Source organism: Streptomyces stelliscabiei (genome assembly GCF_014873495.1).
In the GTDB taxonomy this organism is placed as follows: domain Bacteria; phylum Actinomycetota; class Actinomycetes; order Streptomycetales; family Streptomycetaceae; genus Streptomyces; species Streptomyces bottropensis.
The window spans coordinates 3,405,468-3,424,156 of sequence record NZ_JADBGF010000001.1 but is presented as its reverse complement, the minus strand read 5'-3'; the positions used below and the strand labels follow the sequence as shown (position 1 = coordinate 3,424,156).

The window sequence follows — 18,689 nt, the reverse complement described above, 5'->3', positions numbered from 1 at the left end:
CGTTTCACAGAGGGGTCCCGAACGGGGCGCGGGGCTGTGACCTGTGCGGCTCCGCCGCGATGGGGGAGCGACCAGCCACCACGCACCCGCGCTCGCCAACGCGCTGTCGCGGCACCCCGTCTCGCGCTCACGGCGACCAACCCCGCACCGCCTCCGCGGCCACCGCCCGGAACTGCCGGACCGTGTGCCCCCACCGGTAGTGCGCGGCCCGCTCCCGGGCGGCCTTCCCCATCAGCACCCGCCGATCGGTCGACAGGGCCAGCGCACCCCACGCGGCGGCGAAGGAGGACTCGCCCCGGGCCAGCACCCCGGTCTCCCCGTCCACGACGGAGTCCCGCAGGCCGGGCACGTCGAAGGCGATCGAGGGCGTCTCCCGCACGGCGGCCTCCGTGACGACGAGCCCCCAGCCCTCCACGGCGGAGGGATGGAGCAGCAGCCAGGCCGCGCACAGCAGCCGGTGCTTCTCCTCCTCGGACACGTGCCCGGCGAACTCGACCCCGGGCCCGGCCATCGCCTGCAGCCGCGCCCGCTCGGGCCCGTCCCCGACGATCACGAGCCTCCCGCCCGTCACCGGCCGCACCCGTTCCCACAGTCGCAGCAGCAGATCGATCCGCTTGTACTCGACCAGTCGGCCCACGGCCACGAACAGCGGCTCGGCCGACCGCTCGGCACGCGGCCCCGGCTCCTCGACCCCGTTGTGCACGACGCGTATGCGCTCCCGCTCCACCCCGATGTCGCGGAGCGCGCCGGCCGTGGAGGAGGAGACGGCGACCACGAGATTGCGGCGCTGCGCGGCGGTTAGCGACCAGTGTTCGAGTCTGCGGCCGAGCCGCGCGGCCGGCGCCAGCGCGCCGCCGAACCGCAACTGCCACAGATCCGTGTGCACATGGTTGACCAGGCACAGCGTCGGGCCCTGGTGCCAGAGCGGGGCGAGGTAGGGCATGCCGTTGCACACCTCGACCAGGAGGTCGCAGTCGCCGACCTGCCGGGCCAAGGCCGATCTGGCGCGCAGATGGTGGCTCAGGTCGCCGCCCGCCGACACGACCCGGTAGTCGCGGTAGGCGGCGGGGCCGCCGCACAGCAGGGTGACCTGGTGGCCGAGCCGGGTCAGGCCGTCGGCGAGCCGGTCGACGAGGAGCTCGGAGCCCCCCGCCGCCGGATTACCGAGGTCACGGCGGGCGAGAAAGACGATCCGGCGGGGCTGCGGGGGGCCTGCGGACCGGTGCTGATCAAGGCGCGGAAACACCTCGACCAGCGAGAACGGCACGTGCTGGGGCATGGGTGCTCCAACTCGTCTCGGGGTGCGGAACTCAGCGGGGAGAAGGACGTTCGCCGTGGGGGATGTTCCGGTGGGCGGGGGGTCCGGGTGGGGTCGTTCGGCTCTCTCGTTCCTCGAAGGTGCTGGAAGGTGCTGGAAGGTGCTGAAAGTTGCTTGCAGGTGCTCGGAGTTGCGGGGGAGTGCCGGGAGTCGCTGTGGGCGAGGTGTGGGTGGGCTGTGCTCAGGTGGGGTGGACAGTTTTCGCCCAGCGGTACGAAGCTGCTACTCACCGGCGTGACAATTTCCGGGGTTTGTTCAACTGACGCCCTGTCACATCGTGATCTCTTCCTGGGACGACTCGGGCGTATCGGGGCGCCGCCTGCCACGTGCGACCAGAACGCCACCGGCCACGGCGAGGACGAAACCGACCACAGTGGCACCGATCGGCACCGTCTGCCCCACCAGGCGCAACAGTCCGCTGTCCTTCTCCGCCTGGTCCACCGCGAACTTCTGCGTCGCCGGGGTGAAGGCGAGCTTCCGGCTGTCGAGCAGCACCGCCGCGTCCTCGGTGCCGCCCGGTGCCCGCAGCGTCCGGCGCGGGCCGGTCTGCGCGTAGAGCACGCGCCCCGTGCTCTGGTCGACGACCAGTTCGAGACCGTGGTTGGCGTACCACTCCTCGGCGAGCACCTGCGGCCGGCCCGGCTCGTCGACGAGGGCGCCGGGGACCAGCCGGGTGCCGGTCTTCGTGGCCGGAACCTTCGCCGTGAAGCGCAGCCCCTCGTAGCCCCGGATCTTCTTCCGGCCCTCGTAGTGGAGCGTCACCGTCGCGCCGAGCGTGTTGTCCCACCAGCGGTAGGAACGCTTCTGCACGTCGAAGGGGAACTTCAGGTACGCCTCGCCCTCGATGTACGGCTTCTCGTCGCAGCAGTGCACGGGCCGGTTGGTCTTCCGGTCGCTGACCCAGCGGTGCGGGGAGAAGTCCAGCGCGTCGTGCGGATCGGCCGCCGGCAGTGACTTGTCGGTGTCGACCGAGGTGATCACGTCCCACACCGCGGCCCCGCTGCGCTCACTTTCGGCCACATCGCCGCGTACCCGCTGGGTCACGGTGATCTCCTGGTCCGGCACGGTCTTCACCTGCTCGACGTCGAAGACGCTGCCGGTGCCGGAGTAGACGGCGGTCGTGTCGATGTCGATCGGATTCACGGCGGCTCTCGGCTCCACGTACCAGGCGAGCAAGGGCGCGAGGACCAGCAGAAACGTGCCGAGGCCCAGCAGGACCAGCGAGAGTGGTGAAGCTGTACGGCGCATCCGGGCACTCCAGGGGGCGTTGGGAGGTGCGACTCGGGTAGGCGTGCGGAAAGTGCGACGCCTGGGGGAATGTGCGCGTGCGGACGGGGGCTGGGTGTGGGGGCTGTGTATGGGCCGGGAACCGTAGGCGGAGTCTTGACGCAGTGTCAATGCATTGCTGACACTGAGTCCGCGGGGTGCCCTGGGTGGGGACGACCTGTCGACCGAGAGGCTGCCCCTGCGATGTCCAGACTGCTCGCCGCCGCGTTGACCACGGCGGTCGCCGCCGCTCTCGCCGTGGGGGCCGCGTTCGGCGCCGTCGCCCTGCTCGACGCCACCCCGGACCAGCCGAACACCCCGCTCATCACCTACGAGAACGCCGGTCAGGAGCGCTGAGGGGTGACGACCGGAGGCCCGGGAACCGTCACCGTCCGCTCCGCCTGGCACGACGTGCCGCGTCTGCAGGTGCGCGAGTTCGCCGCGATCGCCATGGCCGAGGCCCCCGCCCTCGCCGAGGAGATCCTGCGCGAGATCCGCCGCGAGTACCCCCACCTTCCCGTCGTCCTCGACGACTCCGGCGAGCCGATGGCCCTCATCGGCATCCGCCGCGCGATCGAGGTCTTCGTCCAGCATCTGGAGACCGCCGAGGGCCGGCCGCGCGTTCCTCCCGGCGTCTTCCAGGAGTTCGGCCGCGGCGAGGGGCTGAACGGCCGCAGCCTCGACTCGTTGCAGGCGATCTACCGGCTCGGCGTACGCCTGGCCTGGCGCCGTTTCGCGGAGATCGGCCAGCGTGTGGAGATCCCGCCGCCCGCCATGTACGAGCTGGTCGACGCGGGATACGAATACCTGGACGGTCTGGTGGACCAGTCGGTGCGCGGCTACGCGGAGGCGGCGGCCCGGCAGGCCGGCGAACGGCTGCGACTGCAACGCCGGTTGATGGAACTCCTCCTCGCCGAGCACCATCGGGGCGACCCGGCGGACGCGCTCACCGAACGCGCGGCCCGGATCGGCTGGACCCTGCCGGAGAAGGTCGCGGTCGGGGTTCTGTTACGGCCCGCCCGCGAGGCCATGGCCCCCGCCGTCGGCCAGGGCGTTTTGCTGGACATGGAGTACGAGCAGCCCCGCATGGTCGTCCCCGAACCGGACGCGGCCGGCCGTCCCGAACTCCTCCACCGGGCCCTGACCGGCTGGTCGGGCGCGATCGGCCCGCCGGTGCCGCTGGCCGACGCGGCGAAGTCGCTGCGCTGGGCGGAGGCCGCCGTCCGTCTCATGGAGCGCCGGCTGCTGCCCGGCGGCGAGGTCCTGCACTGCACCGAGCACACCGAGGCCCTTGTCCTCCTCCAGCCCGAGGAGCTGATCGACGACCTCGCCCTGCGCTGCCTCGCGCCCCTGGCCCACTGCGGCCCCACCCATGGGCGCCGCCTCGCCGAGACCCTCCTCGCCTGGCTGGAGACCCGCGGCGGAGCGCCCGAGATCGCCGCGCGCCTTGGTGTGCACCCGCAAACCGTTCGCTATCGCCTCCGGCAGATCCGAGAACTCTGGGGCGACGAGATCGACGACCCCGACCGCCGCTTCGAGCTGGAACTGGTGCTGAGGGCGCAACGCCTGCGGGGGGAACTGGGAGATCCGCGCCCCCGACGGTGAGCGGCACCGGGTGGGTGGGGGGTGCGTGCCGGGGGCGGGGGTGCGCGCGCCGGGTGAGTGGGGGTGCGCGAGGGGTGGCGGGTGCGGCTTCGGAGGGGGTTCTCGCGCAGTTCCCCGCGCCCCTGAAGGGCCCCGGACTCGGCGGCTTTCGGCGGCACCAGGCTCCCTGGGCCGGTATGGCGAGACTCTTGTGAGTCTGGGGCGTGGCGGTTCTGTGGGGGTGAAAAGCATGGGGCGTAGCCCCTGCTTTCCAGGGGCGCGGGGAACTGCGCGAGAAGCCCCACCGCGCCCGCACCCGACCACCGACCCCCGGATCGGGCCGCCCCCACGCAAACCCCGGTTGCCCCGGCCATTGCCCGGTCATGGGCACTATGACTAGCCTGTGTTCGTTATGCCGATCGACAGTTGAAATCTCGAACACTCGCCGCAGACAGACTCAAGGGAGGGGGCCGACCATGGGACGCCTAGTACCTGCCGTGACCCGGGCGCTCGACATATTGGAGCTCTTCCTGGACGGGGACGGCACGCTGTCCGCCCCCGACATCGTGCGCAGACTCCAACTGCCCCGCACCACCGTGCACGAGCTGGTCACCACGCTCGCCGCCAGGGGATACATCGTCCAGGTACAGGGACAGCCGGGACGTTACCGCCTCGGAGTCCGCCCGTACCAGCTCGGCAGCCGTTACGCCGAGCAGCTGGACCTCGCCGCCGAGGGCCAGCAGGTGGCCAGGTCCGTCGCCGAGACCTGTGACGAGACGGTGCACGTGGCGATCCTGGAGTACACGGACGTCATCTACATCGCCAAGGTCGACTCCACGCACGCCGTGCGCATGGTCTCCGCCGCGGGCCGCCGCCTCCCGGCGCACTGCACCTCCGTCGGCAAGATGCTCCTCGCCTCCCTTCCCGAGGCCGAGCTGAACGCCCGCATCCCGGACGACGCCGACCTGCTCGCCATGACCCCCAACAGCATCACCGACCCGGCCGCCCTGCGCGAGACCCTGGCCCGGATCCGTGAGCGGGGTCTCGCCGTGGAGAACCGCGAGTCCAACCCGGACGTCTCCTGCGTCGCCGCGCCGGTCCGCGACCGCACCGGCAGGGTCGTCGCCGCGATCTCCATCTCCGTCCCCATGATCCGCTGGAGCGACGAGCGCCGGATCGAGCTGGAGCAGCTCGCCGCCAAGGGTGCCGCGGAGCTGTCCGAGCGCCTCGGCCACCGGATCGTGGCATGAGCGCCCGCACGAGTCACCCGGGCTACGAGGTCGCGGTCCGGGAGTACGCGGCCCTCGGTGAGGGCCCCACCTGGGACGCCGACGCCCAGCGCCTGATCTGGATCGACATCCTCGGCTCCCGCGTCCACACCTACGACCCCGCCTCGGGCCGCCGCACGGTGTTCGTCACCGAGCAGCACGTCGGCGCGGTCAAGCCCCGCGCCGGCGGCGGCCTCGTGCTGAACCTCCGTGACGGCGTCGCCCTGACCGACCCCGACGGCGGCTTCCGGTGGCTGCACCACGAGCCCGTCCCGGGCCGCCGCGCCAACGACGCCGCCGTCGCACCCGACGGCTCCCTCTTCGCCGGCACCATGCGCTACGACGAGGCCCCGGGCGGCGGCACCCTGGCCCGCTTCACCGCCGACGGGCTCGCCACCACCGTCCTCGACGACGTCGCCGTCAGCAACGGCACCGGCTGGAGCCCGGACGGACGGCTGATGTACTACATCGACTCGCCGACCCGCCGGATCGACGTCTTCGACCACACGGACCCGGGTGCGGCCACGGGCGGAGGCGCGGCGGACGGCCGTCTGCCCGTGAACCGGCGCCCCTTCGTGACCATCGAGGACGGCGGCGGTTTCCCCGACGGCCTCACCGTCGACGCCGAGGGCTGTGTCTGGGTCGCCCTCTGGGAGGGGAGCGCCGTCCGCCGCTACACCCCGGACGGCACCCTGGACCGCGTCGTCCCCCTGCCCACCCCCCGTCCCACGGCCTGCGCGTTCGGCGGCCCCGACCTCACCGACCTCTACATCACGACGGCCCGCACGGGCACGGACACCCCGCACCCCCTGTCCGGCTCCCTGCTCGTCGTACCGGGCGCGGGCAAGGGCCTGGCCCAGCCGGCGTTCGCGGGCTGATCCGGAGGAACGGCATCGCCGTGGTCGCCCGCCGCGAGGTGGGCGACCGCCCTCACCCACGACGCCGATGACGGTCCCGGTGCCCCCGTGCGAGCACATAGGCGGCCGGAGTCGTCCCGTAGAACTCCTTGAAGTTTCTGATGAAATGACTTGCGTCCGCGAAATTCCAGCGGGCCGCGATCTCGGAGACCCCGGCAGCGCCACCCGCCCGCATGAGGTCGTCGTGCGCTCCCTGGAGCCGGAGGCGACGAGCGAACGACATGACGGAATCACTCGAACCGGAGAAGGAGCGATGCAGCGTCCGGAGCGAGATGCCGAGGGCCCGGGCGATCAGTGCGGGAGAGAGGTCGGGCCTGTCGAGATGTGTCTCTATGGCATGCATCGCGGCCCGGAGCGTGGTCTCCCGATGATCGTTCGAGCCGGATTCGGCTTCATGGGACGTGGCCAGTATTCCCGCCAGTAGGGTGGCGCAGGAATCAAGGGCGATGCTCCGCGCCCCCGCAGACCGATCCAGACCGTCGCAGGACTTCTCCAGCGCCTCCAGGAAATTGACGAAGAGGCCGACCTCCGGGGATCCGGCGTCCTTGATGTGGGCATGGTCGAGCTTCTTCAGCGATCCGATGCGTGCGGTCAGCGCATGACGGGGTATCGAGACCACGCGAACACGCGTGGCCGGTGCACAGGAGAAGCGCCATGGGGACCTGGTGTCCCGAATGCAGATCTGCCCCGGCAGGACCGGGTATTTTCTTCCCTCCCTACTGAAGTCAAGCCTCCCGGAGACCACCAGATCCGCCACGATCGGATCCTGGTCCAGATGTCTCCCGGAAACACCGGTCAGCGCATCGGAATGAAAATCGATCGAGATCAGACCGCCGAAGTCGTGACCACGCGCGGACAAGCGGAAGCCGTGGGGAGCGGGCTCGATGATGTGCAGTTGAGTGAGATGCTGTAACGGGCCGATCTTCCACTCGCGGAACAATCGGGTCGAATCTCGGATCTCCGGATCAGTGATATCCGATTCGATCTCGAATTCTATGGCTCGACCACATCTCGGTGAACCGGTGGGGTAAAGGTCCGACGCCCGGTCACTCATGATGCGTCTCCTCTCGGCCGCTCGATCGGATGCGTCGAGCAGGCTGCACACCCACCCGTCGTCCGATCAAGAAACCAGCCCGGTGTCCACGACCCGTTGACGCCCGCTCCACGGAGCGTTGACGTCCGTTTTCGTCCCGGACCACACGTCGACCGGGCCCGGCCGCCGGCATCCGGCCGGCCGGGCCCGAAGCGAGAGCCGACTACGAGTCGGTGAGCACCACGCCCGCCTCGGCGGAGCCACTCGACTCGGCGAGCCGACGGAGCCGCGTGCGCAGGGACTCGGCGTCCGGATGGCCGAGCCGCTCAAGGATCTCCAGCGCCTCGGTCCACGCGGCGCGGGCCTGTTCCGGGTGGCCCGCGCTGACATGGGTGTCCCCGAGCCGCTTGAGGGTTCCGGCTATGAACCAGGGGACGCCGCCGTGCCGGCGGTAGAGGGCGAGGGCGTCGCGGAAACCGGTGACTGCCTCGCCGTACTGCCCGAGATGATGGTGGGCGTGGCCGATGCTGTCGCAGCTGTGTGCCGCGTTGGTGTCGTCGCCGAGTTCCCGCTGCAGGGCGAGCGCCTCCCGGCAGGGGGCGAGGGCCTGTTCGTACTGGCCGAGCAGTATGTGGCACCAGCCGACCGAGTTGAGCGCGGACGCTGTCGCCGACCGGCCGCGGGTGTCGTCCGCGGCGGGGCCGCCATGAGCCCGGTTCAGCACGAGGGCTCGTTGAGCGGCGCTGAGCGCGGCTTCCAACTCGCCCTGCTGCTCCGCCAGCCAGGCCAGCGTGCGATATGCCTCGGCGCAGTACCTCGTGTCGCCCGATTCGGTGAACAGTTCGACGGCCTGTTCTCCGTGAACCCGTGCCTCGCCATTACGGTCCTGACCCGTCAGGGCGACGGCGAGACCGTGGTGGGCATGAGCCTGGGCGGCCCGGTCGCCCAGTCGGTGAGCCGAGTCCAGGGCGGTGAGGTGCAGGGCCTCATGCTCCCGCCACAGACCACGCAGGTGCAGATGGTTGGACACGGCCCAGGCGAGTTGCCAGGCGTGGACGTCGTACCGGTGGACGGCGGCGTTCTCGACGACCGCGATCAGCACCGGGTGCTCGGCGGTGAACCAGGCCGTCGCCTTCGCCGTGTCGTCGCCGAACCTCTCGGCACGCACGTTCTCGACCGCGGGAGCCAGGAGGATCGGTGCCCGCGCACGGGTGGTCAACGCGGTCGCCGCGCAGGCGGTGTGCAGATAGTGGTCGAACATACGGCGCCGGGCCGCCCGCACCTCGTCGCGGGGTTCGTCGGCCTCGCCCAACTCGATGGCGTAGGAGCGCAGCAGGTCGTGCAAGGTGTGGCGGCCGGGGGCGGGCTCGTCGACGAGGTGGGCCTGCAGCAGCTCGGCCAGCAGTTGCCTCGTGTGCGGGACGGTGAGCCCGGCCAGGTCGGCCGCGGCGGGCAGGGAGATGTCGGGGCCGGGGTGAAGGCCGAGCAGCCGGAGCAGGCGGGCGGCGCCGGGGGTGAGGGAGTGGTACGACCAGGAGAAGACGGCGCGCACGTCCGCCGCGGTGTCCCCGTCCCGGAACGCGTCGAGGCCGTTGGCGCTCTCGCGCAGTTCGGTCGCGATCGCGCTCAACGGGAGGGCGGACCGGGTCGCGGCCCGGGCGGCGGTGACCGCCAGGGCGAGCGGGAGGCGCGCGCAGCGGCCGATGATCTCCTCCACCGCGTCCGGTTCGGCCGCGACCCGGTCGGGCCCGAGGCGCCGGGCGAGCAGCCTGCGGGCCTCCGCCACGGAGAGCACGTCGAGATGGAGGGGATGGGCGCCGTCCAGGGCGACCAGCCCGGTCATCCGGTTGCGGCTGGTGACGATGACCAGGCAGTCGGACGCACCGGGCAGCAGCGGCCGGACCTGCGCGGCGTCCCGGGCGTTGTCCAGCAGCACCAGTACGCGCTTGCCGGTGAGCAGGGTGCGGTACAGGGCGGCGAGTGCGTCGACGTCGTCCTGCGGCAGGGTGCGCGCGTCGGCGCCCAGGGACATCAGCAGGGTGCGCAGGGCGTGTTCCGGAGTGACCGGAAGACCGACGGGGTCGAAGCCCCGAAGATTCAGGTACAGCTGGCCGTCCGGGAAGCGGTCGGCGACCTGCCGTGCCCAGTGCACCGCGAAGGTGGTCTTGCCGACACCGGCCATACCCGCGATGGCGCTGACCACCACCGTGGTGCCCGGCGTCAGTCCGGCCACCTCGGCCAGTTCGGCATCGCGTCCGACGAAGACCGGCAGCCCGGCCGGTAGTTGGGCGGGTGCGGGTGCGGGTGCGGGTGCGGGTGCGGGCGAGGGCGAGGGCGGGTTCGGCGGAGCGAGGAGCGCTGTGTCCGCCCGTAGCACCCGCTGGTACATCGTCTGGAGGGCCGGGCCGGGGTCGACCCCCAGCTCCTCCACGAGCAGGGTCCGCGCCTCGCGGTAGGTGGCCAGGGCCGCCGCCTGCCGCCCCGACCGGTAGAGGGCGAGCATCAGCAGCTCCCGGAACCGCTCGTCCAGCGGGTGCTCGGCGACCAGCCCGGTCAGCTCCGCGGCAGCCTGTGCGGCGGCGCCCAGGTCGAGTTCCGCCGTGAGGCGGGCCGCTTCCGTGGACAGCCGCAGCTCGGCGAGCCGCTGCCGCCGGTTCCGCGCGAACTCGCCGCGGACACCGGCCAGCGCCGTCCCCCGCCACAGGGCGAGCGCGTCCCGCAGCTGGTGCACCGCACCCTCGATGTCTCCCGCTCGTCGCTCCCGCTCCGCCCGGGCCAGCCCCTGGCGGAAGGCGGCGAGGTCGAACTCGTCCGGCGCGACCTGGAGTCGGTAACCGTCCCCCGTGAAACGGATCACGGACGCCGCGGTGTCCCCGCCGGGCTCCAGTGCCTTGCGCAGCCGGTGGACGTACGTCCGCAGGATGCCGAGGACGGAAGCGGGTGCCCTGGCTCCCCACACGGCGTCGACCAGGCCGCTCGTCGGCACCTGCGCACCCTCCGCCAGCAGCAGCACGGCCAGCACCGCGCGCTGCTGGGGCGGCCCCAACTCGATCTCGGTTCCGTCGCGCCACGCCCTGACCGGCCCCAGCACCGAGAACCGTAATCGCCCTTCCACCCGCATCCTCCTCGCGGAATGCCCGTCCGGTACCGGCGAGCAGGTCCGTTGTCTGGTCACCCGTGCAGAGACAGCCGCGACATCCCGCGCGGCAATGTGGCACCACAATCCCATGCGTGACGCCCAGGTTCAATACACCTCGTTTCGCGTGTAGTTGACTGCGACTCATCGAAAGGAAATCGACGAGAAGAGGAGAGTTCTCATGTCCTGGACTTCCAAGCGGACGCGGACGGCGATAGTCGCTGCGACGGCGACCCTGGCTCTCGGTGCGGCGGTGACGGACGCATCCGCATACCTCCAGAGAACAGGGAACGGGACCACCGGTACGTGTGCCAACTTCCAGCTGTGCCTGTACCAGCACACGGTCTACAACGGCGATATGGCCGGATTCACCGGCGTGGAGGGCGCGTCCTTCAAGTGGGTCTCTCCGGTCAGTGGTAATTCCTGGACGGACACCTACATGAACGACAAGATCTCGTCCATGGTCAACAATTCGAGCAGCGCCTTCTGTTTCTACGAGCACTGGGACCTCAAGGGTCTGACTTTCTTGATCCACGGCAACGAGGACTGGCCTCACCTCAACAGCTACATCGTGGACAAGATCAGCGCCTTCCACCCCGGAAACTGCTACTGATCGCCGACATCGAGCCACGGTTCCACCGGACGGAAGGAGTTCTTCGAGATGTTCAATTTCTCTGAGCGGATGAAGCGGGTGGCGGTCGTCGCGGCGGCCATCGCGGTGGCCGCCGTTCCGACGCAGGCGTCCGCACAGGCGTGGTACAACCTGACGGGAAACGGGACGCCGCGCACGTGTGACGGGTACACGCTCTGCGTCTACGAGCACACGACCTACAACGGCCGGTTGCTCGCTCAACTCGGCGACGGCCAGTCCTTCAGCCTCCCCGGGCACTACATGGACAACAGGACCTCGGCGATCGTCAACAATTCGAGCAGCGGGTACTGCTTCTACCAGCACTACTACTTCGCGGGGCTGACCTTCGGGATCGGCGGTCATGAGAACTGGCCGAACATCAACGCCTACATGCAGGACAAAATCAGCGTGTGGCGCCCGGGAAATTGCTGAGGACCGGCCCTGTGTCCACGAATACCGTTCTCCCCGACACCTTTGCCGGAAAGCACCACCGCCTCGCCCGGGCATCGGCCGTGTCCCTCTGCCTGAGCGCCGCCGTGCTCTCCGGCTGCAGTCCTGCGAAGCCTGCACACGGGTCCGGCTCCCCGGGTTCCGGTTCGCCGTCGGCACAGCAGATGGTGCACGTCCTGGAAGCGCTGCTCCCCGAAGGGAGGCTTTCGGGGCAGCGGGGGCAGGGGCTGGGCAGCGGTTCGGCGGCGCCCTCCGCCGCGCTCGTCTACGGACGGGACGGGAACCAGGCCAAGGTGTCGGTTTCCCTGTACCGATGGGGCCTTCCCGTTCCCTCGCTGGTCCTGCAGTGCCCCGACACCGCGTACGCGCCGTTCAGCCGGTGTACGGAGACAAGGTTGCCCGACGGCGGAAGGCTGACCATGGACCGGTCGCCCGAGGACGGTTCCGAACCGTCCGGTGTCGAGGTTCTCACCGCCCAGTTCACCTACGGCGGTGGCGAACAGGTCGTGGTGAAACAGACCGAGACGCGGCCCGGCCAGTGGGCCGCGGATGAAGACGCGTCCCTTCCGCTGGCCGGCGAACAGCTTTCGGCCGTGGCGACCTCACCGCGGTGGAAGCCCGTTCTCTCGAGGATGCCGAAGCCGCCCGACACGGAGCGGACCGAATCGAGTCCAGGGGTGGCCGGAAAGGAGATCGCCCGCACCCTCGCCGTGTTGCTCCCGGCCGGCCTGCGAGCCCGTCGGCCCGCAGGCGCGGAGGGCTTCGGACATGTCGTCGTCGACGACGGCCGTGGCGAGAGCCTCGTCGCGGCCAACGTGCAACGCTGGAAGCCCGGCGACGACCGGATGGCGAAGGTCTTCGAGAAGTCGACCACCCTGCCCGACGGCACCCGCGTCAGAAGCGCCAAGGAGCCTTCTGCCCACGGCGGGAAGGGCGCCGTCGAATGGTCCGTCGACATCCTTCGTGACGACGGCTTACGGGTGGTGGTCATGGCGGTCAACGCCAGAGGCTACGGAGTGAGCGCGAGTCGTACCGAACCCGCCCTCACCCTCCGGCAACTCAGGCGGATCGCACTCGACAGGACGTGGCGGGACGTCGCCGGGTGATCGCGCGCGTGGGCCCGCGGCGGGGCTGAGGACGTCTCGGACGGCGAGAAGGAGTTCACCGGGTCGCGTGACGGGAGGGCAGACCGCTCGTCGGGGGACGTTCACTCGTGCGCGGGCACACCGCGCTCGGCGTCAGCGTCGGCGTCGGCGAGCGCCCGTACGGCCTCGATCTCGTCGGGCTCACGCAGGACCAGGGACACGGCCTCGATGTCCTGGAGCAGATCGGTGAAGTCCGTCGCGACCGCGAACGCGGGGAAGGCCGCCCGACCGGGCGCGCCCTCGGCGTCCCCCGTCACCGGCAGGCCGTGCACACCCACCGCGAGCCCCGGAAAGACGAGCGGGCCCGAGGTGAGCGTGGCCGTCGTCCCGCTGTCGGGCGACCGCCTCCGCGCGGCCACGGCGTCCTCGATCGTGACGGCGGCGGCCAGGGCCTTGGCCCGGCCGGGCTCGTGCCCGAGGCCCAGCGCGATGTCGTACGCGCGGCGTCGCAGGTCCTCGTCGAGGTGGCGGGTCAGCCGGAGCAGGGCGTCGCGGATGAACGTCTCCCGGCGGGTGAGGCGCAGCTCCGGGGTGGCGCGCAGGGCGAAGGGGACGCGGGAGTCGTCGACGGTCCGGGTCAGCAGATACAGGGGCCGCAGCCGTATGTGGCGTGCCCGCACCCTCCAGCGGTCCCGCAGATACTGGCCGCCGTGCGGAAGGATGAAGCCCACCGCGATGCAGATGGCCGCCAGGGCGGCGACCGGCGGCGCCACATGCGTGCTCAGCCAGTCCAGGTCGTGTCCCGTCCAGCGGGCGACCACGGCCGTGAGCTTCGCGGCGTCGAACGCCAGATTGAGCGCGCAGCCCAGGCCCAGCGCCCGCAGGCCGCCGCGCAGCCACCGGTCGAGGCCGTCCGCGCGGACCCAGTTGCGGATCAGCCGGTAGGTGACCACGCAGGCCGCCGTGTGCGCGCCGAGGTAGAGCAGGATCTCCTCGCGCATGAAGGGCGTGGTCGCGTAGTACGTGTCGAGGTCGCGCAGCCGCTCCCGGGGGACGTCCGCGAGCGCGAACAGCACCCACAGCACGACGATCACCGCCACGTACACGGCGACGACCCACCGCATGAGGCGGCGGGTCGCCGGGGACCGGTCGGCCGGGCCGTTGCGCCAGGCGACGATCAGCAGCAGACAGCACGCGCAGAACGCGGTGATCAGCGAATACACCCAGGGCGCAGCGACGTTCGGGACGCCCACGGTCCGGTTGGTCCACGCGATGACCGACGGCACCGCGAACACGAAGACGGAGCAGGCGAGGAGCAGCAGCCCGCCCACCGCCCGCAGCAGCGAGTCCCGCCACAGCTTCACGATGCTGGGCAGCTTGATCACCAGGGCTGCGGTCAGTACGGCCGTGGGGATCCAGAACGAGATGTACAGCTCACCGAAGAAGGCCGCGGGGCTGAGGGCCCCGGTCGTCGTCGCGGGCACGGCCGTCCCCCTCATCCGCGGGGTCGGCGATAGCCGAGGGACGCCTGGATGGCCTGCCCGACGGGGTCGGCCGGGTCGCCCGGATCCGCCGCGTCGGCCGACCCGCCCGGCCCGGCGTCCACCCAGGGCCGGAAGGCGGTCGCGAGCCGGTGCCCGAAGTCCTCGGCCTCCTGCTCGTCCGACTCGTGCGAACCGTTGCGCGCGGCGATGGGTGTGCCGCCCTGCCCGAGCGCGGCGGACAGCTCGGGGGAGAGCGGCGGCAGCGCGGACGCCGTCCCCCCGACCGAAGCGTGCGACGCGTCCGGCGCACCGGGCTCATCCCGCTCGGCCACTCCGTCCGACAGCGCGAGCGAGGCGGAGTCCGGGCCCGGCAGCGGGTGATGACAGTGCCCGGCGTGCATGTGCCACAACTCGTGGCCCAGGATGACCAGTTGCTGCACGGTCTCCGCCCGCTCCTCGACGATCACCAGGTCGAAGTCGGGGAACTCCATCCACAGTCCGGTCACCCCTATCCCGTCCGGGAACCGCTCGAACCGCAGCTTCACCGGCCGCCCGCCCCGCCGCGCGCTCATCTCCGCACACAACGCCGCACCCAACTCCCGTACGTCGACGGGCCCGTCGAGCCTTCCCCGCACGGCCTTGTTGAGCCCGGCGGTCAGTTTCCGCATCTCGGCGGCGGACCGCGAGGGCGCCAACGCGGCCCGGACCCGGCCGACGACCCGGCGCAGTCCCGCCCCGCCCGTACCCCGGGCGACACGCCCGGCCCGGCCGCGCCGTTCCGCGCCATGGCTCGGGTCGGCGCCGCGGCCTCGGTCGGCGCCATGGCTCATCGGCGGGCCTCCTCGTCGTCGACACCGAGCAGCCCTTCGAGCATGACGGCGAGCGCCTCCTGTTTGCGGGGGGTCAGCCGATGGCCGCGCAGCGCGAGCGTGACGACCCCGTGCCGGGTGGCGAACTCCACCAGCGGCCCGTCGCCGTCCGTGTCGCCCTCAAGTCCTGCGAGCAGGCGCCCGAGTTCCCGGTTCAGGACGGCCGCGGCCGGGTCGGTGAAGAACCGGACGCCCTCCTCGACGCCGAAGAACTCCGCGAGCGCGGTCAGGTCGGGCACGTTCGGCATCTTCTTGCCGAGCAACAACTGCCGGGCCCACTCGGGACTGATGGAGAGCCGCTCCGCCACCTCCCGGCCGACCTCACCGGCCCGCTTGCCGCTCCGCGCGGCATACGCCTCGTGCAGTGCGCGCACCCGCCCCCGCACCCGGTCGTCGACCCGGTCGGCGGCGGGCCCGTGCCCGTCGAGCAGCGCCCGCACGACGTCCTCGGCGAGGGCGGTGCGGTCCGCCAACGCCCGCGCGTCGAGCAGGAGACCACGGTCGGCGCCGGCCTCCGCGATACGGGCGTCGAGTCGTCCCAAGGTCTCGGCAAGGGTGTCGGGCAGCACGGGCACGCGCCGACCCTACGTGCCCGGGGGACCCCGGCACCATGAGATTCCAACGATCGTTGAATTTTGACGAACGATGGTTGAGCCACCCGGCGGGGCCCACGGCCGCGGCCCCTCCCAGGCGCGGACGGTGCCGAGCCCGCACCGGTCCTCGGCAGCCCGTATCGGCCCCGAACAGCCCGCATCAGCCTTCGGCAGGCCCCCGACAAGCCCTCAATAGACCCTCAACAGACCCGCGACGGGCTGTCGGCCCCTCGCCCCATTGACTGGTCCCGACTTCGACCCTAGCGTCCCGTTCGGCTCAACGATCAGCATCCGCAATACCGAACGCCCGCACGTCGCACACCGCACACCGCACGCCGCACGCCGCACGCCGTACGCCGAACACCGAAGGGGCCCCCTCCATGACCCGCACCGCCCGCTTCACCCTCGACCCCGCGTTCAAGGTCGGCGAGGTCAACCCCCGGCTCTTCGGCTCCTTCGTCGAGCACCTCGGCCGCTGCGTCTACACGGGCGTCTTCGAGCCGGGCCACCCCGCGGCGGACGAGGCGGGCCTGCGCACCGACGTACTGGACCTCATCCGTGAGCTGGGCGTCACCACGATCCGCTACCCCGGCGGCAACTTCGTCTCCGGCTACAAGTGGGAGGACTCCGTCGGCCCCGTCGAGGACCGCCCCCGCCGCCTCGACCTCGCCTGGCGCTCCACCGAGACCAACCGCTTCGGCCTCTCCGAGTACATCGGCTTCCTGAAGAAGATCGGCCCGCAGGCCGAGCCCATGATGGCCCTCAACCTCGGCACCCGGGGCGTCGCCGAGGCCCTCGAACTCCAGGAGTACGCCAACCACCCCTCCGGCACCGCCCTGTCCGACCTCCGCGCCGCCCACGGCGACAAGGACCCCTTCGGCATCACCCTGTGGTGCCTGGGCAACGAGATGGACGGCCCCTGGCAGACCGGCCACAAGACGGCGACCGAGTACGGCCGTATCGCCGCCGAGACCGCCCGCGCGATGCGCCAGATCGACCCGGGTGTCGAACTCGTCGCCTGCGGCTCCTCCAGCCAGTCCATGCCGACGTTCGCCGAGTGGGAGGCGACGGTCCTGACGGAGACGTACGACCTCGTCGACCACATCTCCCTGCACGCCTACTACCAGCCCGAGGACGGCGACATCGACTCCTTCCTCGCCTCCGCCGTCGACATGGAGTCCTTCATCGAGAACGTGGTCGCCACCGCCGACCACGTGGGCGCGAAACTCAAGTCCAAGAAGAAGATCAACCTCTCCTTCGACGAGTGGAACGTCTGGTACATCTCCAAGTGGCACGAGATCGAGAACTCCGGTGAGCGGGACTGGGCGGAGGCCCCCCGTCTGCTGGAGGACAACTACAGCGTCATGGACGCGGTCGTCTTCGGCTCCCTGCTCATCGCGCTGCTCCGGCACGCCGACCGCGTCACCGTCGCCTGCCTCGCCCAGCTCGTCAACGTCATCGCCCCGATCATGACCGAGCCGGGCGGCCCCGCCTGGCGGCAGACGACGTTCTTCCCGTTCGCGCAGGCCGCGAAGTACGGCCGGGGCGAGGTGCTCGACGTACGGGTGGACTCGCCGACGTACGGGACGAAGAAGTACGGCGAGGCGGATCTGCTGCACGCGACGGCGGTGCGGGCCGAGGACGGTTCGGTGACCGTGTTCGCGGTCAACCGGGGTCGTACGGACGCGCTGCCGCTCGAAGTCGTTCTGAACGGACTGGAGTTGACCCGAATCGTCGAGCACAGCGTGCTGGCCGACGCGGACCCGGACGCACGCAACACGCTCACGGACCCCGAGCGGGTCGCTCCGCACGCGGGTGCGGGGGCCGTGCTGCGGGACGGCGTACTGAGCGCGGTCCTGGAGCCGCTGTCGTGGAACGTGATCCGGCTGGGCTGAGCCGCCGTGCCCGGTCCCGCGCCCCCTGCGGAGCGCGGGACCGCCGTGCCGTCCGCGTGGCCGACAATGGTGGCCATGAGGATCTCGGCACGGGCGGACTACGCCGTACGCGCGGTACTGGAAGTCGCCGTACGGCAGGACAGCGGCCCGGTGAAGGCGGAAGTCATCGCGACCGTCCAGGAGATTCCGCACAAGTTCCTGGAGGGCATCCTCGGCGATCTGCGGCGAGGCGGCCTGGTCACCAGCAGGCGGGGCGGCAGCGGCGGGTACCGGCTGGCGCGTGAAGCCGCCGCCATCACCGTCGCCGACGTGATCCGGGCCGTCGACGGCCCGATCGTGTCGGTACGCGGCGAACGCCCCACCGGCCTCACCTACACCGGCTCCGCCGAACCGCTGCTCCCCCTGTGGATCGCCCTGCGGGCCAACGTCCGGCGCATCCTGGAGGGCGTCACGGTGGCCGACATCGCGGCCGGCACCCTCCCCGATCCGGTGAAGAACCTGGCGGCGGAACCGGCGGCCTGGGAGAACCCGTGACCCCGCCTCTCACCCGCCCTGACAGGGCCCTGTGGTGGAAGGCTAGTGAGCCTGTGGCCGGCCGGCCAAGTCCGTACGCATCACGTCGCGCAGGCGCTCTTGGCTGTCCCGGACCGCTTGCTCGCCCGCCGCGTATTCGCCGATGCCGATGAGGTATGCGTTTCCGACGCAGTCCCGGAGGTCGCGCATGGCGATCGTCGCGGCCCGGACCTGCTCCACCACCGGTGCCGGAGCGCTGATCACGAGTTGTGCCCTCAACGGATACAGGGATTCGGCCCCGTAGGCATCGTGGGCCGCTTCCAGCAGGGCGTCATCGCCCGGATGTCTCACCCCCCGGGCCGGCAGGTGCAGTCGTTCACCAGCTGTGTGCGGTGCCGACAGGTACTCGCCGTACAACTGCCGACGGGCATTCCGGTCCTGAGCCTGCACCTGCTGCCGCCATTGGCCACGTTGAGCCAGGAGAGTCCCACCAGCACCGATGACGGCCCCCAACAACGCGGAGGCCGGAGACATCCAGTCCACGTGACGACTGTGGCAGGTCCCGCCCCTGCCGTCCACGGAGGAGGAGTGGGCCAGGTTCGTGCAGGCGGGACCGCCGCGCTCGGACGCAAGCGGAGGCAGAGCGC

The 18,689-nt window shown here is 71.1% G+C and carries 17 protein-coding genes; 9 read left to right on the top strand and 8 right to left on the bottom strand.

Features of this window, described 5'->3' with window-relative positions:
• Positions 1-127: 127 nt before the first annotated feature.
• Positions 128-1,279: a glycosyltransferase family 4 protein gene (locus H4687_RS14965; RefSeq protein ID WP_046915608.1), complete on the bottom strand. Its 1,152-nt coding sequence runs from the start codon at positions 1,277-1,279 to the stop codon at positions 128-130.
• 309 nt (positions 1,280-1,588) lie between these two features.
• Complete coding sequence (locus tag H4687_RS14960; protein WP_046919658.1) at positions 1,589-2,566, bottom strand: DUF3068 domain-containing protein; 978 nt, start codon at positions 2,564-2,566, stop codon at positions 1,589-1,591.
• Positions 2,567-2,788: 222 nt separating this feature from the next.
• Here H4687_RS14960 and H4687_RS14955 point away from each other — a divergent pair, with 222 nt between their 5' ends.
• The 4 genes from H4687_RS14955 to H4687_RS14940 all read left to right on the top strand — a co-directional run bounded on the left by H4687_RS14955 (position 2,789) and on the right by H4687_RS14940 (position 6,314).
• Positions 2,789-2,941 (top strand): hypothetical protein, encoded by a 153-nt coding sequence (locus H4687_RS14955; protein WP_167358622.1) that lies wholly within the window; start codon positions 2,789-2,791, stop codon positions 2,939-2,941.
• A gap of 3 nt (positions 2,942-2,944) precedes the next feature.
• Positions 2,945-4,189 carry a helix-turn-helix domain-containing protein gene (locus H4687_RS14950; RefSeq protein WP_046919659.1) on the top strand — a complete coding sequence of 415 codons (1,245 nt, stop codon included), beginning with the start codon at positions 2,945-2,947 and terminating at the stop codon, positions 4,187-4,189.
• 455 nt (positions 4,190-4,644) lie between these two features.
• Positions 4,645-5,418, top strand: a complete 774-nt coding sequence (locus H4687_RS14945; protein WP_028796950.1) for an IclR family transcriptional regulator — start codon at positions 4,645-4,647, stop codon at positions 5,416-5,418.
• Complete coding sequence (locus H4687_RS14940) at positions 5,415-6,314, top strand: SMP-30/gluconolactonase/LRE family protein (protein WP_050398263.1); 900 nt, start codon at positions 5,415-5,417, stop codon at positions 6,312-6,314. The genes H4687_RS14945 and H4687_RS14940 overlap by 4 nt, the downstream gene beginning before the upstream one ends.
• Positions 6,315-6,366: 52 nt before the next feature.
• Here the strand turns inward: H4687_RS14940 and H4687_RS14935 are convergent, their stop codons facing one another.
• Entirely contained in the window at positions 6,367-7,407 is a 1,041-nt protein-coding gene (locus tag H4687_RS14935; RefSeq protein ID WP_225966700.1) for an AraC family transcriptional regulator, read from the bottom strand.
• Between the two features lie 202 nt (positions 7,408-7,609).
• On the bottom strand, positions 7,610-10,507 hold the full coding sequence (locus H4687_RS14930) for an AfsR/SARP family transcriptional regulator (protein WP_050398264.1): 2,898 nt from the start codon (positions 10,505-10,507) through the stop codon (positions 7,610-7,612).
• A 196-nt stretch (positions 10,508-10,703) separates the two neighbouring features.
• On the opposite strand from H4687_RS14930, the gene H4687_RS14925 reads away from it, so the two are divergent.
• The 3 genes from H4687_RS14925 to H4687_RS14915 all read left to right on the top strand — a co-directional run bounded on the left by H4687_RS14925 (position 10,704) and on the right by H4687_RS14915 (position 12,709).
• A complete protein-coding gene (locus tag H4687_RS14925) occupies positions 10,704-11,135 on the top strand; it encodes a peptidase inhibitor family I36 protein (RefSeq protein ID WP_046918989.1) in 432 nt (143 codons plus the stop codon).
• 48 nt (positions 11,136-11,183) lie between these two features.
• Positions 11,184-11,585, top strand: coding sequence for a peptidase inhibitor family I36 protein (locus H4687_RS14920; protein WP_046918990.1), 402 nt, complete (start codon positions 11,184-11,186; stop codon positions 11,583-11,585).
• Between the two features lie 182 nt (positions 11,586-11,767).
• Positions 11,768-12,709: a hypothetical protein gene (locus H4687_RS14915; protein WP_225966699.1), complete on the top strand. Its 942-nt coding sequence runs from the start codon at positions 11,768-11,770 to the stop codon at positions 12,707-12,709.
• A gap of 101 nt (positions 12,710-12,810) precedes the next feature.
• Here the strand turns inward: H4687_RS14915 and H4687_RS14910 are convergent, their stop codons facing one another.
• The 3 genes from H4687_RS14910 to H4687_RS14900 are packed head-to-tail and all read right to left on the bottom strand — an operon-like array spanning position 12,811 to position 15,616.
• On the bottom strand, positions 12,811-14,187 hold the full coding sequence (locus H4687_RS14910; RefSeq protein WP_046918992.1) for an MAB_1171c family putative transporter: 1,377 nt from the start codon (positions 14,185-14,187) through the stop codon (positions 12,811-12,813).
• The gene (locus H4687_RS14905; RefSeq protein ID WP_046918993.1) at positions 14,184-15,002 is read right to left on the bottom strand and encodes a hypothetical protein; all 819 of its coding nucleotides are present in this window, start codon (positions 15,000-15,002) and stop codon (positions 14,184-14,186) included. The genes H4687_RS14910 and H4687_RS14905 overlap by 4 nt, the downstream gene beginning before the upstream one ends.
• Positions 14,999-15,616 (bottom strand): helix-turn-helix domain-containing protein, encoded by a 618-nt coding sequence (locus H4687_RS14900; protein ID WP_046918994.1) that lies wholly within the window; start codon positions 15,614-15,616, stop codon positions 14,999-15,001. The genes H4687_RS14905 and H4687_RS14900 overlap by 4 nt, the downstream gene beginning before the upstream one ends.
• Before the next feature lie 398 nt (positions 15,617-16,014).
• On the opposite strand from H4687_RS14900, the gene arfA reads away from it, so the two are divergent.
• Positions 16,015-17,529: an arabinosylfuranosidase ArfA gene (gene arfA, locus H4687_RS14895; protein WP_046918995.1), complete on the top strand. Its 1,515-nt coding sequence runs from the start codon at positions 16,015-16,017 to the stop codon at positions 17,527-17,529.
• A gap of 75 nt (positions 17,530-17,604) precedes the next feature.
• On the top strand, positions 17,605-18,063 hold the full coding sequence (locus tag H4687_RS14890) for an RrF2 family transcriptional regulator (protein WP_046918997.1): 459 nt from the start codon (positions 17,605-17,607) through the stop codon (positions 18,061-18,063).
• Between the two features lie 42 nt (positions 18,064-18,105).
• Here the strand turns inward: H4687_RS14890 and H4687_RS14885 are convergent, their stop codons facing one another.
• Positions 18,106-18,585, bottom strand: a complete 480-nt coding sequence (locus H4687_RS14885) for a hypothetical protein (protein WP_097250274.1) — start codon at positions 18,583-18,585, stop codon at positions 18,106-18,108.
• Positions 18,586-18,689 lie beyond the last annotated feature (104 nt).